The 16,771-nt window shown below is 46.4% G+C and carries 15 protein-coding genes and 1 tRNA gene; 9 read left to right on the plus strand and 7 right to left on the minus strand.

What is annotated here, in order from left to right; translation table 11 throughout:
- Window positions 1-4 precede the first annotated feature (4 nt).
- The 3 genes from ccoG (at window position 5) to Q0N89_RS05735 (ending at window position 2,406) form a co-directional block, all read left to right on the plus strand.
- Window positions 5-1,444: a cytochrome c oxidase accessory protein CcoG gene (gene ccoG / locus Q0N89_RS05725; RefSeq protein WP_294034415.1), complete on the plus strand. Its 1,440-nt coding sequence runs from the start codon at window positions 5-7 to the stop codon at window positions 1,442-1,444.
- Window positions 1,445-1,525: 81 nt separating this feature from the next.
- Window positions 1,526-2,158 carry a FixH family protein gene (locus Q0N89_RS05730; protein ID WP_294034310.1) on the plus strand — a complete coding sequence of 211 codons (633 nt, stop codon included), beginning with the start codon at window positions 1,526-1,528 and terminating at the stop codon, window positions 2,156-2,158.
- Between the two features lie 35 nt (window positions 2,159-2,193).
- Complete coding sequence (locus Q0N89_RS05735; protein ID WP_294034313.1) at window positions 2,194-2,406, plus strand: hypothetical protein; 213 nt, start codon at window positions 2,194-2,196, stop codon at window positions 2,404-2,406.
- Window positions 2,407-2,458: 52 nt separating this feature from the next.
- Here Q0N89_RS05735 and Q0N89_RS05740 read toward each other — a convergent pair whose 3' ends face one another.
- From Q0N89_RS05740 to Q0N89_RS05750, 3 genes are read right to left on the minus strand one after another with little or no spacing between them, the layout of a single operon-like run.
- Window positions 2,459-3,445 carry a LysR family transcriptional regulator gene (locus Q0N89_RS05740; RefSeq protein WP_294034315.1) on the minus strand — a complete coding sequence of 329 codons (987 nt, stop codon included), beginning with the start codon at window positions 3,443-3,445 and terminating at the stop codon, window positions 2,459-2,461.
- 39 nt (window positions 3,446-3,484) lie between these two features.
- On the minus strand, window positions 3,485-3,910 hold the full coding sequence (locus tag Q0N89_RS05745) for a hypothetical protein (protein WP_294034317.1): 426 nt from the start codon (window positions 3,908-3,910) through the stop codon (window positions 3,485-3,487).
- 15 nt (window positions 3,911-3,925) lie between these two features.
- Window positions 3,926-4,420: a L,D-transpeptidase gene (locus Q0N89_RS05750; protein WP_294034319.1), complete on the minus strand. Its 495-nt coding sequence runs from the start codon at window positions 4,418-4,420 to the stop codon at window positions 3,926-3,928.
- 254 nt (window positions 4,421-4,674) lie between these two features.
- Here Q0N89_RS05750 and argG point away from each other — a divergent pair, with 254 nt between their 5' ends.
- The 5 genes from argG to Q0N89_RS05775 all read left to right on the plus strand — a co-directional run bounded on the left by argG (window position 4,675) and on the right by Q0N89_RS05775 (window position 8,931).
- Window positions 4,675-6,018: an argininosuccinate synthase gene (argG, locus tag Q0N89_RS05755; RefSeq protein WP_294034321.1), complete on the plus strand. Its 1,344-nt coding sequence runs from the start codon at window positions 4,675-4,677 to the stop codon at window positions 6,016-6,018.
- 258 nt (window positions 6,019-6,276) lie between these two features.
- Window positions 6,277-7,341, plus strand: a complete 1,065-nt coding sequence (gene pyrC, locus Q0N89_RS05760) for a dihydroorotase (RefSeq protein ID WP_294034323.1) — start codon at window positions 6,277-6,279, stop codon at window positions 7,339-7,341.
- Window positions 7,338-8,033, plus strand: coding sequence for a ribonuclease T (gene rnt, locus Q0N89_RS05765; RefSeq protein WP_294034325.1), 696 nt, complete (start codon window positions 7,338-7,340; stop codon window positions 8,031-8,033). The genes pyrC and rnt overlap by 4 nt, the downstream gene beginning before the upstream one ends.
- Window positions 8,034-8,069: 36 nt before the next feature.
- Window positions 8,070-8,558 carry a YajQ family cyclic di-GMP-binding protein gene (locus Q0N89_RS05770; protein ID WP_078253423.1) on the plus strand — a complete coding sequence of 163 codons (489 nt, stop codon included), beginning with the start codon at window positions 8,070-8,072 and terminating at the stop codon, window positions 8,556-8,558.
- A gap of 297 nt (window positions 8,559-8,855) precedes the next feature.
- Window positions 8,856-8,931: transfer RNA gene (locus Q0N89_RS05775), tRNA-Glu, on the plus strand.
- Window positions 8,932-9,075: 144 nt separating this feature from the next.
- Here Q0N89_RS05775 and Q0N89_RS05780 read toward each other — a convergent pair.
- The gene (locus Q0N89_RS05780) at window positions 9,076-9,603 is read right to left on the minus strand and encodes a hypothetical protein (protein ID WP_294034328.1); all 528 of its coding nucleotides are present in this window, start codon (window positions 9,601-9,603) and stop codon (window positions 9,076-9,078) included.
- A gap of 562 nt (window positions 9,604-10,165) precedes the next feature.
- On the opposite strand from Q0N89_RS05780, the gene Q0N89_RS05785 reads away from it, so the two are divergent.
- The gene (locus tag Q0N89_RS05785; RefSeq protein ID WP_294034330.1) at window positions 10,166-11,527 is read left to right on the plus strand and encodes a citrate:proton symporter; all 1,362 of its coding nucleotides are present in this window, start codon (window positions 10,166-10,168) and stop codon (window positions 11,525-11,527) included.
- 86 nt (window positions 11,528-11,613) lie between these two features.
- On the opposite strand, the gene Q0N89_RS05790 is transcribed toward Q0N89_RS05785, so the two are convergent.
- From Q0N89_RS05790 to tkt, 3 genes are all read right to left on the minus strand, one after another.
- Window positions 11,614-12,690, minus strand: a complete 1,077-nt coding sequence (locus Q0N89_RS05790) for a type I glyceraldehyde-3-phosphate dehydrogenase (protein ID WP_294034332.1) — start codon at window positions 12,688-12,690, stop codon at window positions 11,614-11,616.
- Window positions 12,674-14,587 carry a helix-turn-helix domain-containing protein gene (locus Q0N89_RS05795; RefSeq protein ID WP_294034334.1) on the minus strand — a complete coding sequence of 638 codons (1,914 nt, stop codon included), beginning with the start codon at window positions 14,585-14,587 and terminating at the stop codon, window positions 12,674-12,676. Before Q0N89_RS05795 ends, Q0N89_RS05790 begins: the two co-directional genes overlap by 17 nt.
- A gap of 114 nt (window positions 14,588-14,701) precedes the next feature.
- Window positions 14,702-16,702: a transketolase gene (gene tkt, locus Q0N89_RS05800; protein WP_294034336.1), complete on the minus strand. Its 2,001-nt coding sequence runs from the start codon at window positions 16,700-16,702 to the stop codon at window positions 14,702-14,704.
- Window positions 16,703-16,771 lie beyond the last annotated feature (69 nt).

Genomic DNA, 16,771 nt, shown 5'->3' on the forward strand with positions numbered 1-16,771 from the left:
TATTATGTCAGAGCAAGAAAAACCCAAGAAAAAACCCCGCCCTGCGCCCGAAAAAATCATCCCAACTTCCAAAGACATGGATGCCACAAAAAAACGCGTGCATCCACGATTCGTCACGGGTAAATATCAAAACATCCGCCTAGTGAGCATGTATGCCATTTTGATCGGCTTTTTGATTTTGCCGTGGATTCGTTGGAATGGCCGCCAAGCAATTTTATTTAATGTCACCGAGCCGAAGTTTTATATCTTTGGGGCGACATTCATGCCGCAGGATTTTTATTTCTTTGCCTTTGTGTTCATCATCGCCGCCTTGATGCTATTTATGGTTACCGTTTATGCAGGTCGTGTATGGTGTGGCTACGCTTGTCCGCAGACTATCTATGTGCATCTGTATCAGCAAGTAGAAAAATTGGTGCTTGGCGAGCGTAACAAGCGCATGAAGTTCGACCGTGAGCCGATGAGCGGAAGTAAATTTGCCAAACTTGCTCTGATTCATTTGATTTGGGGTGTGTTCTCTGTCATCACAGCATTGACCTTTATGTCGCTTGTCGTCGGTGTCGATACCTTGATCCTAAACGGCAATCCCCTATTCTTTATGGAATGGGGAAAGATGAGTTGGATTTTCTTTTTGATCATTACCTTTGTGACCCATATCAATGCAGGCTATATGCGTGAGCATATGTGCGTGTACATCTGCCCGTATGGTCGTTTCCAATCGGTGATGTTCGATAAAGATACCTTGATCGTCTCTTATGACTATGAGCGTGGCGAACCCCGTGGTGCACGCAAAAAAGACAGTCATCCTGAAGGCTATGGCGACTGCGTGGACTGTACCATGTGTGTGCAAGTCTGTCCAACCGGTATCGATATTCGTGATGGCTTGCAAGTTGAATGTATTCAATGCGCTGCCTGTATCGATGCCTGTAACGAAATCATGGACAAGGTCGGCTATCCGCGTGGACTGATTCGCTATACCACCGAGCGTCAATTGGTTGAAAAACAAAAGACCAAAATCATCGGCTGGCGTATCTTTGCTTATATCGCTGTGCTTGGTGCATGTATCGTCGCTGCGACATTGGTGCTAATGGGTCGTGAACCACTAGAGATGGAAATTCGTCATAACCGCCAACAGCTATCTACCATCGGTCGTGATGGCATGGTCAAAAACAGCTATGTGCTTAAGCTAGTCAATAAAACTGACGAACGCAATGTCTATAAGGTCAAGCTTGAAAATGCCAACGGTATGCATCTCAAAGCCCGCTTTGATGAACTGCCGCTAGATGCCAACGAGCCTTATGATTTGCCGGTGAATATCACAGCTGACCCTGCGACCTTGCAAGCAGGTAGCACGCCAATCACCATCACTGTGTATAGTAAAGATGGTAAATACAGTGCATCAGCACAAGATGTGTTCATCTATGAGCCACCAAAAGGTAAAAAATAACCTGCCTAGCCTTAAAAACCAAGCCCTGTTGTGATACAATGGGGCTTGATTTTTGGATACTTACTTGGGAAAAATAACCACATGACCACCCAATCAAACAACAAGCCACAAGCCAATATTTGGTACAAAAACTACATGGTGCTGATTTTTGTCATCGGTCTGCCCGTGTTTGTCGTGATTGTTTGTTTGTATTTTATTTATTTTTCGATAAAAATCCAAGACTCTACCGTGCGTGATGACTGGTATATGGACGGCAAAACCCTATACCAAGACGCTTCTCGGGATAAGATGAGTTATGATTTGGGATTAGCTGGTGTGATGCGTCTCAATACTCAAGGCGATGAGACACAAGTCAGCTTTGAGCTTCGTTATCCTGATGACAGCCTATCTAGTGGCAAACTTCGTGATGGCTCACCGCTCACCTATCCTGATACTTTGGCGGTGCGTATCTCTCACGCCACCGATGATAGCAAAGACCGTGATTTTACATTGACCCATACCCAAGCCAATCTGTATCAAGGCACAGTCAAGCTCGACCCAGATGCCGGTAAATATTATCTACAGGTCAGCAATGATGGTACGCACAATTGGCGTTTGGTACAAACCGAGAAATTACCTACCCAAAATGTGGTTTTCTATCCCCTATCTAGCTTTAAAGAAAGCCAAACCACCCTGCCTGACCAACGGGATAAGCGGATAAATAAGACGCAATAGTTATTTTTCAATTAATTACTTTTAAAGGATGTTACTTGTCACAAACAACCAAATACATTCCACCAAGTGCTGTGGAAGCAATGGCTAGCACCGCTTTGTCATTCAGTGATGAAGTTGTCAAAAGTACCGACCCTTTACTGATTGATATTTTTCACCGTATCTACATTGGTGAACTAACCCATGAAGAAGCTGAAGCAATGCTTATTCACAATTTTCTAACTTACGGCACGATTGATCCAAAATTTTAAAAAAATCCCATCACGGCAATCACCATGATGGGATTTTGTTTTTATACATCAATTAAGCAGTTTTGGTTTTTTGGGCTTTTTGGGCTTGCTCTTCTTCGGCGATGACTTGGCGAGCGACATGCAAAATCAACTGACGCAACCAGCGATGTGCAGGATGATGCTGAAGTAGTGGCGACCATGCCATAGTGAGCTCAAACTCTGGGATAAAAAACGGCGGTTCTTTGACGACGATTTGCGAATTATTATCCGCTTGCAGTTTTGCCACACGGGTCGGCAATGTCGCAATCAAATCCTTATTTGCCGCAAGCATCGCAGGCATCTGATAATGACGGGTAAAGACGCTGATTTGGCGTTTTTGTCCAAGTCGTTGTAGTGCTTGGTCGATTGAGCCTAGACCGCCTGATTTTTCAGGATTTACCCCAAAGCCCACGCCCATACCTGTCTTTGAGACCCAGACATGCTGCGCTTTTAGGTAATTTTTGAGATTAAAGCGATTGACATACGGACTTTCGGCGGATAGCAGACAGCTAAATGTATCTCGCCATACCAAGACCTGATGAAAACTTTGGGGGATTTCATTAAAGCGGTTAATCGCCAAATCCACTCGCCCCTGCTCCATATCACGGTACGATACATCCGACGGCGTCAAAAAGTCCAAAATGACATTCGGTGCTTCTGAGCGTAGTGCCTTAACAAGGCGTGGCACAAGCGTTGCTTCGGCATAGTCGCTCGTCATAATGCGAAACACTCGAGATGTGCTATAAGGGCGAAACTCAGTGCGTGGCTCAAGCAAGGTTGTGATGTCTGACAGCACTTCACGCACTCGTGGCTGCAGCTCAAAGGCACGCTCGGTCGGCGTCATCCCTTCGGACGAACGCACAAGTAGCGGGTCATTGAACAACGAGCGTAATCGACGCAGAATATTACTCATCGCAGGCTGTGTGATGCCAAGCTGTTCGGCGGCTCGGGTGACATTTTTTTCACGCAAAAGCACATCCAGATAAAACAGCAAATTCAGATCAACTTTTTGTAAATTCATAAAAACAACCTTGTAATTTTGATGCCATCACTGCAAAGACTATGGCGTCGTATTTGGCGTTGGCAAGCCAATCTCATGCACGGTATCACGCTGTACGCTGAGTACGCCGGTTAGCTTTTGGTAAGCATTGATGGTATCATCAATGCGATGATAAGTTGGGCGAATGGCAATGCCATTAAAATTCTCATAGCTATAAATCAGCTCATCGCCACGGCGTTTGACCATCTCAAGCACGCCTGCTTTGGCGGACAGCTCAAAAAAGATAATTAGATTACCAGTTTCAGCGGCATTTTGGGCGACTTGTGGAGCATATTTGAGCGCATCATCCGCAGGCAAGCTATGCTTGGGTGCGGTCTTTGGCACGGCGGTTGTCATGCCGTCTTTTTTGGTGATTTTTAGTCCATCATAACTTTGGCAGGCACTGAGCGCCAAAGCTGTCGCCAAAACAATTGCTAATTTTTTCATCTGAGTTTCCTTGATTTATACAATCACAACATCACAGCCGATAGCGACTTGGTCATACAGCCACACCAGCTCATCATTACGCATTCGCACACAGCCGTGCGAGTGTGGCACGCCCATCGGCTCGCTATCAGGCGTACCGTGGATATAGATGTAGCGAGATTTGGTATCGACACAGACACCATCGGCATCACAGCCTTTATTGATGCCATCTTCACAGCCATCTAGCCACAATATCCGACCCAAAATCCAATCTCGCTCGGGATACTCACAGGCAAGCTTATCATCATATAGCTCACCAGTGAATTGACGCGCGACAAAGACAGCGTTATTTGGCAAGTCATCACCAAATTTCTCGCTAATCTTATGCCTGCCAAGCGGTGTACAGCCCGTGCCTTCGGCTTGTCCTGTGCCATTTTTGGCGGTTGAAACCAAGAAACTTCGTAGCACTTGACCGTCTTGGATTAGGCTTAGGGTCTGTGTCTGGGTGTCGATATGTAGCTGTGTCGTCATGGCATTTTCCATGCTTGTTCCATGCTTGGTACAGTATTCAGCCGATACATGAACGCCATACCAAGAAATAATCATCATTTCTAAAATTGATAGTATAACAAAGCTTTGAGCCTTTTGGGTATAAATATCAAAGTTCACTGACAAAATTTATCATTTTTTTAAGAAATTTTCTGCAAAAGCCCCCACAACAACCGCCAAAATGTTATAATCAGCCATGACCTTATTTCTTTTTGTGATAAATCAAGGATTATGCAATGAGTAATGCAACCATTTTACAGCACCTGCCTGTCGGCAAAAAAGTCGGTATCGCTTTTTCGGGCGGTCTGGACACTTCTGCTGCCCTACTTTGGATGAAACAAAAAGGCGCTGAGCCTTATGCTTATACCGCCAATCTGGGTCAGCCTGATGAAGATGATTATAACGCCATCCCTGCCAAAGCTGAGCAATATGGCGCAGTCAAGGCACGCCTAGTCGATTGTCGCCTACAGCTCGCCCAAGAAGGTATCGCTGCCATTCAGTGTGGTGCATTTCATGTTACCACAGGCGGTATGCCATACTTTAATACCACGCCACTTGGCCGTGCGGTGACAGGTACGATGCTCGTGTCAGCGATGCGTGAAGATGATGTCAATATCTGGGGTGATGGCTCAACTTATAAGGGCAATGACATTGAGCGTTTTTATCGCTATGGTTTGCTTGCCAATCCTGAACTAAAAATCTACAAGCCGTGGCTTGACCAAACTTTCATCGATGAGTTGGGCGGTCGTGCTGAGATGAGCCAATTCTTGATTGACAATGGCTATGACTACAAGATGAGTAAAGAAAAAGCCTACTCAACTGACTCAAATATGCTTGGCGCAACACACGAAGCCAAAGACCTTGAGTATCTAGATGCCAGCCACAAGATTGTCGAGCCAATCATGGGCGTACGCTACTGGGATGAGACTGTCGAAATCAAACCTGAAACCGTCAGCGTCACATTCGAAGAAGGCGTGCCTGTTGCCATCAATGGTGAGAAATTTGACAGCCCAGTTGATTTGATTCTAAAAGCCAACGAAATCGGCGGTCGCCACGGTCTAGGCATGACTGACCAAATCGAAAACCGCATCATCGAAGCCAAATCTCGTGGCATCTATGAAGCACCGGGCATGGCACTACTACACATCACCTATGAGCGTCTGGTGACCGGTATCCACAACGAAGACACCATCGAGCAGTACCGTATCAACGGTCTGCGTCTAGGTCGCCTGCTGTATCAAGGTCGCTGGTTCGACTCACAAGCCCTAATGCTGCGTGAAACAGCACAGCGCTGGGTCGCTAAGGCAATCACAGGCACAGTTACCCTTGAGCTACGCCGTGGTAATGACTACAGCATCCTAAATACCGAGTCGCCAAACCTAACCTACGAAGCTGATCGCCTATCGATGGAAAAAGTCGAAGATGCAGCATTTACCCCGCTTGATCGTATCGGACAGCTGACCATGCGTAATCTTGACATCGCCGACACCCGCCAAAAACTGGGTCTGTATGTCCAATCAGGTCTGCTAGGTCTAGGCGGTGGCAATGCTGTGCCACAGCTTGAGAATAAAGGCAAATAAGCCAGTTTTTCTAAAACCATCAAATTCCCAATCGTTCTACGGTTGGGAATTTTTTTACCTATTATTAGGCACTTTTTTAGGCATACAGTATCAATTTGGTTTTTTCTGCCCTGCTTGAGAAATTTATCCTGCAAACAGCTTGACAAAACCGCCCCATGCTAGAATAATGGCAAGATATTGATTTTAGCCATTTCATTGAGAAATATTGTATAATTTATCAATCACTACTCAATAGACACTCAGCCAAGTGAGCCGATTATGACCACTACTCTTACTCTCATTCAGCCTGATGACTGGCACATCCATCTGCGTGATGGCGATGCCCTAGCGACGACTGTGCCACACGCCGCAGGTAGCTTTAACCGTGTGATTTGTATGCCAAATTTAGTACCACCTGTCAAAACTACAGAACAAGCCATCGCTTATCGTGAGCGCATCTTGGATGCATTGATGGCAAGCGATTTGGCGCAAGCACGCAAAGATGTCTTTGACCCACGCATGGTACTGTATCTGACTGACCACACCACGAGCGATGACATCCGAGCCGCAGTCGCATCAGGGGTCGTGTCAGCGGTCAAGCTATACCCAGCGGGCGCAACCACCAATTCAGCCGATGGCGTCACCGATATCAAAGGTCGCTACAGTGTCTTTGAAACCATGCAAGAGATTGGCCTGCCACTACTGGTGCATGGTGAAGTGACGCACAGTGATATTGATATCTTTGACCGTGAAAAGCGATTCTTGGATGATGTATTAAGCGATATCATCAGCCACTTCCCATCGCTCAAAGTCGTCTGTGAGCATATCACCACGAGCGATGCAGCCGATTTTGTCCTAGCGCAAGCTGACAATGTCGCTGCCACCATCACACCGCAGCATTTATTGTTCAATCGCAATCATCTCTTGGTCGGTGGTGTCAAACCGCATTATTACTGCCTACCAATCCTAAAACGCCAAAGCCATCAACAGCGTCTATTACAAGTCGCCACCAGTGGCAATCCAAAGTTTTTCTTGGGTACAGATTCTGCACCGCACGCCACCCACACCAAAGAATCCGCCTGTGGCTGTGCTGGCTGTTATAGCGCCGTGCACGCCCTACCGCTGTATGCCGCCGCCTTTGAACAGATGAATGCACTTGATAAGCTTGAAAACTTCGCATCAGTCTTTGGTGCGAACTTCTATGGCTTGCCTGTCAATACCAGCACCATCACGCTTATCAAACAAGCCCAAACCATCCCAACTAGCTACACCTATCTTGGTGATAAGACACTGACGCCACTACTGGCAGGCACAGATATCGACTGGCAAGTGGTGAGCCAATGAGTGATGCTGTAACACCGACCATCGCCAATCGATTTCGTGGATTTTTGCCGGTGGTTGTCGATGTCGAGACCGCAGGGTTCAATGCTGCGACCGATGCGCTACTTGAGATTGCTTGCGTGCCGATTTTGATGGATGAGCATGGCAAGCTGTATCAAGGTGAAGCGCTCAATGCACATATTGAGCCTTTTGCGGGGGCGAATCTTGAGCCTGCTGCGCTCAAATTCACCGGCATCAATCCTGACAGCCCATTTCGCAAAGCCATCAGCGAAGACGAAAAAGTCGCTTTACGCCGTATTTTTAAGCAGCTTAAAGCACTTAAAAAAGAACACGGCTGTCGTCAGTGCATCCTAGTGGGTCATAATGCGCATTTTGATTTGGGATTTTTGAATGCGGCGATTGCCCGCACCAATAGCAAAAATCATTCGCCATTTCATGCCTTTAGCGTGTTAGATACCGCAAGCTTTGCCGCCCTTGCCTATGGTCATACGGTGCTTGCTCGCACTTGTATCATGGCGGGGATTGAGTTTGATAATTCGCACGCCCATTCTGCCTTGTACGACACCCAAAAAACCGCCGAACTGTTTTGCCACATCGTCAATCACACACCGCTACTTAGCCCTGTTTGCCCTGCTGATGATGCCGATACAACCGATGGGGATGACAATGCTGATGATAATGGCGTAGAATGTTGATTTTAAAAGTTTTTATGAAAAAATTTGGAGTAAATTATGCCGTCTTTTGATATCGTATCTGAATTGAATGTCCAAGAAGTCCGCAACGCCATCGGCAATGCCGACAAAGAAATCGCCACTCGTTTTGACTTCAAAGGCAGTGACATCAGCATCGAGCTGAACGAAAAAGCCAAAACCGTCACCATCACCACAGACAATGAGCTACAGGCGGACAATGTCTATGCCATCTTTGAAAAACAGCTCATCAAGCGTGGCGTGGATTTGCAATCACTTGACCCACAGGACAAGGCACAATCAGGCAAGCACACCAAACAAGTCATCAACCTAAAAGACGGTCTGGACGCCGACAGCGCCAAAAAAATCGCCAAAGCACTCAAAGAATCCGACCTAAAAGTCGCCGCCAGCATCCAAGGCGACAAGGTGCGTGTCACCGACAAGAAAAAGGACAATCTGCAAGCAGCCATGGCATTTCTAAAAGAAAAATCCTTTGGCGTACCGCTACAATTCAATAATTTCAAAGATTGATTGACGCCAAGTTGTCAAACCGTTCGTTCTTTACCTTTTATAAATCACAGAACGAACGGTTTTTTTGTTAAAACAAATCGATGGCTTGGGCTGATTGCTGATTGTAGTGGGTAATTTGCAATTTAAAACTCATATAAATCAATGAGTTATAAAAATATTGTGCATTTTGGCAAAATTTTTATAAAAATCGCTTGACCATCATCAAAACTATGCTATAATGTGCCCACTTTCGGAACAACGGTGAAAGCGCCGAAAGTTGGTAAAGCAGCCTGATACAGATTGACTTTACAACCTAGTGTCCCATTCGTCTAGAGGCCTAGGACACCGCCCTTTCACGGCGGTAACAGGGGTTCGAATCCCCTATGGGATGCCAATATTCTAAAACACGCTTGAGCGATTTGCTTAAGCGTGTTTTTCTTTATAGGGATTTATACGGTAAGCTACACGGTGTGCACACCATCAAAACCATTCAATCAATGGTGCGTGGTATGCGCCCTGCTGGACTATGCTTAAAAACCTACAAAGCCCGCCTTACATAAGCAACGATATACTCTGGATTAGCAGCGAATAAAAATAAGTTTTGTGAACTCGTCATCATGCAAAACTCGGTATGATTATCAGTAGCAAGAGCACCCATAAAATCACCAAGCAACATGTAATAATATTCAGCATTACAAGGAGTTTCGGCAATCATCGGTGGAGTATACCATTCAAGTGTTTCAATGATGGCTGTGCCTTTTTTTTCAGAATCGGAAAAGAAGATAAGCGTATCGTCTATTGCACAATAGCTTTGTAGCAACATTGGAATTACCACTTCACAATAATTGGTTTCAAACTCCAAATCATCATCGGTAAAATCAATAGCATAAGGAAATTCTAGCTTGCTATAACCAGCCCTAACAAATAATTCATCACGAATATCTCGATTATAAGTTTTTAAAAAATCATACAGCAGCTTGATCGATTGTTCTGTTGGATTAAACAGCGGCTTGATTTCATTCAAATTTAGATCAAAAAATGGCAGGTGGATTTCTTGGTTTGTCATGATAATTTACCTTGTTGGATAGTGCGTAGGGTGCGCACGGCGCACCAGCAAAACCATTCAATCAGTGGTGCATAACATCCGCTCAATGCACTTTTATCGATATTATAAGCGGTATCGCCAAGTTTGCCTATAGTGCGTAGGCGTTTAAAACAATCTACACCGAACAGCTTGGCTTGAATAGACCCACCATTTGACTTGTTATATTATAATAAAAATAAACAAGCGTTCACTGATTATCAGTATTTGCCATCAATTCATAACTAATTATTAGTAAAAATGATTATCCGATAATAAATAGTATGCTATGATGGTGCTTCTATATATCTATACAAATAACACAGCGTATCTTTTTTTATCATTACCCACCCTATCAGCAAGCCAAGCAGTTTGACAAGCTAGCATGATAGATACAAGTGATGATTTGCCTGCAGGCTTAATTTGTTAGTTTTGTGGTCATTGATGGGCGTGTGTCGTTTGGTGGTGCTTAAATATCTACCAACTTGCACTTTTGTCCAATTGAGCGTTTGTTGTTTTTTTATTTGTCTGCATACAAGGAGCAGTTATGCTTGCAAGCTTAGGTTTACTCATCGTATTTGGCTTTATGGTCTTGATTATGACCAAAAAAGCTTCGCCATTCATCGCACTGGTGCTCGTTCCGCTCATCGTCGCACTCGTCGCAGGTGCGATGCATTTGGGCGATATTGCCATCGCCGATATTCCAAAATTTGCCATCGCAGGTATCGTCAGTAACGAAGATTTGGGCATCAAAGGCGTGGCGGGCACAGCTGTCATGCTACTATTTGCCATCTTGTATTTTGGCTTGATGCTCTCGGCAGGTCTATTTTCACCACTGAGCAACTGGATTATTAAGCGTGTCAAAGGCGACCCGCTAAAGGTGTTGGTTGGTACGGCGATTTTGGCATTGTTCGTCTCGGTCGATGGTGACGGCTCAACCACCACACTGGTGGTATGCTCGGCGATGATTCCAATTTATAAGCGTCTGAATATGAAGATGATGGATTTGGCGGTGCTAATCATTCTGGCTAACTCTATCATGAATCTACTGCCATGGGGCGGTCCGACAGCTCGTATCATCACCGCGCTCAATGTCGATGAAGGTGAGCTACTGCGTGCTATCTTACCCGGTATGGTGATGGCATCGGTTTGGGTAGTTGTCGTCGCTATCATTCGTGGTGTCGCTGAGCGCAATCGCCTTGGCATCGTCAATCTGTCTGATGCCGATATCGCACAGATGCTGACCAAGCAAGACGAAGAAGAAAAGGCACTGTCTCGCCCGCATCTGCTTTGGGTGAACTTTGGTCTGACTGCGATTTTGATGACGCTGTTGATTTTTGGTGGTACTTGGGTGATTCCAAAGGTCAGCTCGGCACTGATTTTCTTGGTGGGTATTGCCATTGCCTTTGTGATTAACTATCCAAAACCTGCCGACCAACGCCTAATTATCGAAAAATACGGCTCATCAGCGGTACAAGTTATCTTTATGGTGCTGGCTGCGGGCGTATTTATGGGTATCCTAGGCGGTACAGGCATGAGCAATGCTATGGGCGAAGCTTTGGCGACTTGGATTCCAGAACGCTTTGGCTCGCATTGGCCATTGATTGTAGCATTGGTATCTGTACCGGGGACATTTGTTCTGAGTAATGATGCGTTTTATTTGGGAGTGTTGCCTGTCTTGAACCAAGTAGGCATCGAATATGGCTTTACCGCAATGGATATGGCGATTGCATCGACAGCAGGTCAAGCATTCCACTTGCTAAGTCCTTTGGTTGGCTTTATTTATCTACTGCTACAAATCACTGGCGTGGATATGGGCAAATGGCAAATCCAATCTGCCAAATGGGGCATCGGTGTCTTTGTACTGTTCCTGCTTGGTATGTTTACCTTTGGTGGCGTGCCACTATAAATCCGCCAAAACAAAAAAATTAGCATCCGATTGGGTGCTAATTTTTTTGTCACTATACTAATCACTATCTCGCTAAATGCTCAAGTCTAAGCACTCATCGCAATCTTGTGGCACATCTCAAGCAAGCGGTTGGCATAACCCCACTCATTATCATACCAAGCAAAGACCTTAATCAGCTCGCCTGCTGCCATCAGCTGACCACCATCAATCACCAGCGAATGACTATCGCCAATAAAATCGCTCGACACCAGTGGCGCATCGGTATAGCCCATGATGCCTACCATATCACCTGTGCTCTTGGCTTTCAGTGTGCGGCGAATCTCATCAATGGACACAGTTTGGCTAAGCTTGACCGTCACATCGATGGCAGCGACATTGATGGTCGGCACTCGGATAGAATGACCGTTAATCTTGCCACGCATCGCAGGCAATACTCGCTCGGTGGCATTGATACTGCTTGATGTCGTCGGAATGATATTATACCCACTGGCGCGCGCACGGCGAAAATCCCGATGTGCTTGGTCAAGCACGCTTTGGTCTGCGGTCACCGCATGAATCTCGGTCATCATCACCGAATGAATACCAAACGCATCATCAAGCACCGACAATAACGGCACAAGCGCCTGTGTGGTGCAGGACACACCAGAGATAATCGGCAATTGTCGATTTAGGACGCTATCATTCACCCCAATCACCACGCTAGCATCCACTTCATCAAACGGCGCTGCCCCGACGATAACCTGCTTTGCCCCTGCTGTGCGATGGTGACTGGCATCCTGATATGAGCGAAAATGCCCCGTGCACTCAAGCACCACATCAACACCGAGCGCTGACCAAGGCAAGTTTTCAGGCTTAGCTTCATTGACAAGCAAAATCTGCTGCGTCTTTGTGCCATGCGTGATACACAGATAGCGCTTGTCATCTTGCACGGCAATCTTGGCAGTCGTCGTCACGCCATAGCACAGATTGGCAAGTCGCCCATGCACGCTGTCATACTCAAGCAAATGCAACAGCATCGACGCATCCGCCACATCATTAATCGCCACAATCTCAAGCGTGGCAAACGCATCAAAATGCTTGAGATAGGCTCGCAATAAATTACGCCCAATACGCCCAAAGCCATTGATCGCCAAGCGTAGTTTTTGGTTATGATTCGCTGTCATCAGTGGTTGCCTGTGTTGTGTTGGTATCGATGAATAGTAGCGCAAGACGCACTTGGTTGTAGCTATAAGATTCTCTAAGCTCTTCGACGATGGGTTTTAGGCGGATGCCATCGGCAAATTCGCCTTGCGATTCAAGTAGCTCAAAAGCTTGTTCAACTTCTTGAATCATCTCATCATCTGGTCGATAGCTCATGATGGTTGGCAGTGCTTCAAGTAGCGATTTACCATCGGCACTTTTTGATAATTTTTCATCAGCTTGTGTAGTTTCAATACGCTTAAGCAAATCTTCTAAATGCCCGATGATGGTCGATACTGCCAAATTTCGCTCGGCGGCGATATTCTCAAGCGACATACCCGTTTTCATTAAATCCAATGTCGCTGACAGGGTTGGGCTAAGTAGCACGCCTGCATTATCTGCATCGGCTCGGGCTTTGGCTTGCGCTTTTTTGGTTTGTAGCGCTTGTTTTTTTAATGTCAAATGTTTCTCATTTTGGGCAATCTGCGCAGGATTGGTAATACCACCACAAGCATCAATAAAGGCAGTATAGACAGTGGCAAGCATCTCATCATCAAGGATAGCAAATTTCTCGGCGTGCTCGGCAGACAGCTCAATCAATCGCTGATCCACTCGTTGTACCCATTCATCGAGCAATAGACTTTTTAGGTTAAATCCGAGTAGTTTCAAACCATCCAATGACCGTAATCTTGATAGCGCCACATAGCCCTGCCCCATCTCAAAGGTCTTGGATAGATCAATCTCGGCAGCATCAAGCGTCATGCCCTGTGATTTGTGCACAGTAATTGCCCATGCTAGGCAAAGCGGTACTTGGCAAAAGCTTGCTAGCACTTCGCCGTCGCTACCTTCGACCGTCCATTCTTCGGGCTCGGCAAGCACTTCACCGCCATTATTGAGCCGTACAATCGGATATACCCGCTCATCGACATCATCAGTTTGATAAGTCTTGCCCGATTGCCCCTGCCATCCGACCACCTTGCCCATCGTGCCATTATACACGCCAAGCAGGGGTAAGTTTTTGACAAACATCACTTTTGCGCCAAGCTTGAGTGTCAGCTCGCTTGGTGCTCGTACCGATTTTGCTAGGGCTTCTTGTAGCGGTTTTTCGCCCGAAATGGTCGCAGTAAACAGCTGCGGCTTGGTGTCTAGATTGGCAATTTCTTGTAAGTTAATCTTATCAACATCGGCATTATGCGTATATAGACGAGTGCGGTTGAGCTCAATGGTATGATGCAGGGTCTGTGTCAGTACATCAACCGCCTGCTGGGTGACTGTCTGCGAGCGGATTTGGTTCAAAATATCATTGAGCGACAGTCCGTATTGCTCTCTTTCGCCATGCCCTGCTTGACGGTGCTGTTCGGTCAGATAGCAGATTTGAAAATTACACTCAAGCCAAGCCTTTGACATAAAAGCATATTTTTCTTTGGAAGTTTCGCCTTTTTCGCCCACAGGTGGTAACTGAAAAAAATCACCCGAAAAAATCACCTGCACGCCACCAAAGGGCATATCATTTTTGCGAAAATATTTCATCACCGCATCAATGGTATCCACCTGCTTAAGATGCAGCATCGAAATCTCATCAATAATCAGCACTTTGGCATTACGCAGGCGATCGACGAACTCTTCACGACTGGCAAGTTTTTGTAGATTTACGTTATCAAATTCATTTTGGATACCAATCCCCGACCACGAATGAATGGTCATGCCATTCATGTGCGTGGCGGCAATACCTGTGCTGGCGGTGATTGCCACAGGTACGCCACGGACACGCAGATAGTCAATGTATTGGTTGAGCACATAGGTCTTACCTGCGCCTGCCTGCCCTGTCAAAAAGACATTTTGCCCTGTTTTTAGAATGGATAATGCGGTGGATTGTTTCATTGTGTGTCGATTTGGCAATCAAATAAATTGCTTAGGATAGCATATTTTTGGCAAGCTTTGAAAATAAAATCGGGCATATCACACGATACGCCCGATTTTTATTGGTTTAGCGGATTAGACCAAAGATTTTACCGCATCTACCACAGCTTCGGTCGTGATACCAAAATGCTCGAACAAGTCCTTGGCAGGTGCTGACTCACCAAAGGTCGTCATACCGATGATTTTGCCATCTAGACCAACAAACTTATACCAATAATCAACGATACCCGCTTCAACAGCGACACGAGCACGCACCGCTGATGGCAGTACTGATTCGATGTAGTCGCTTGATTGCTTAACAAAGATTTCAGCACATGGCATTGATACCACACGCACGCCCACGCCTGCGTCGGTCAGCTGTTTGTGTGCATTCATCGCAAGCTCCACTTCTGAGCCTGTGGCAATGATGATGGCTTGTAGCGTGCCTTGCTCGCTTGCCAAAATATAGCCACCTTTTTCGATATTATTGATTTGCTCATCACTGCGTGCTTGGAACGCCAAGTTTTGACGAGATAGAATCAGTGATGATGGTGCATTGGCGGTTTGTAGGGCTTTTTTCCAGGCGACAGCGGTCTCAACCGTATCGCATGGACGCCATGTGAAGTGATTTGGCGTGTTGCGTAGGCTTGCCACTTGCTCAACTGGCTGATGCGTTGGGCCGTCTTCGCCGAGACCGATAGAGTCGTGGGTATAGACATTAATCACACGCTGTTTCATCAGTGCTGACATACGCACCGCATTGCGTGCATATTCCATAAACATCAAGAAAGTCGCTGTATAAGGGATAAATCCGCCGTGCAATGCCACGCCATTAGCAATCGCTGTCATACCAAACTCACGCACGCCATAGTGGACATAGTTACCATCGGCGTGGTCTTGGACGCCTTTTGCGCCTGCCCATAGAGTTAGGTTCGAGCCTGCTAGGTCAGCTGAGCCGCCTAGGATTTCTGGTAGGTTTGGTGCAAGTGCTGCTATGGCGTTTTGGCTGGCTTTACGAGTAGCGATGCTTTCGCCTTTGTCGTTACACGCTTTGATAAAGTCATTCGCCACTTGTTCAAAATCAGCAGGCAATTCACCATTAAGACGGCGTAGCAATTCGGCTGCTTCTGCTGGATACGCCGATTGATACTTGGCAAATTGCTCATTCCAAGCAGCTTCACGAGCATTACCCGCTTCACGAGCATCCCACGCCTGATAAATCTCATCAGGGATGGCAAATGGCGTGCTATCCGCCCAGCCCATCGCTTCACGAGCCAATGCAATCTCATCAGCGCCAAGCGGTGCGCCGTGACAGTCTTCTTTGCCTTGCTTATTTGGTGAGCCTAGACCGATGATGGTCTTACAGATGATTAGGCTTGGCTTGGTGGTCTCGGCTTTGGCGTCGATGGTGGCTTGACGGATGGCGTCTTGGTCATGACCATCGACATGAAGCACCTGCCAGCCATAAGCTTCAAAACGCTTGGCGGTGTCATCACTGAACCAGCCTTCGACCTCACCATCAATCGAGATACCATTGTCATCATAATAAGCAATCAGCTTGCCTAGACCCAAAGTCCCCGCCAATGAGCACGCTTCGTGGCTCACACCCTCCATCAGACAGCCATCGCCCAAGAATGCATAGGTGTAATGGTCGATAATGGCGTTATCCGCTTTGTTAAACTGCGCCGCCAAAGTCTTCTCGGCAAGTGCAAAACCCACCGCATTGGCGATACCTTGACCCAATGGACCTGTGGTGGTCTCAATACCATCGGCATAGCCATGCTCAGGGTGGCCTGCGGTTTTTGAGTGTAGCTTGCGGAAATTTTTGATGTCATCCAAGCTTAGGTTGTACCCTGATAGATGTAGCAAAGCATAAATCAGCATCGAGCCATGGCCATTTGACAGTACAAAGCGGTCACGGTTTGCCCAGTTGGCATTGTTTGGGTTGTGGCTTAGAAACTCACGCCAAAGCACTTCGGCGATGTCAGCCATGCCCATCGGCGCTCCCGGATGGCCTGAGTTGGCTTGTTGAACCGCATCCATCGCAAGAACACGGATAGCGTTGGCATTTGGTCGTTGATTCAGTTGGGTTGGCATAAGTAATCCACCTAGTTTTTAAGAAATTTTTCTAATTAAAAAATTAAAATCGTACAAATAATTATACAT

Source organism: uncultured Moraxella sp., from assembly GCF_945873075.1.
In the GTDB taxonomy this organism is placed as follows: Bacteria; Pseudomonadota; Gammaproteobacteria; order Pseudomonadales; family Moraxellaceae; genus Moraxella.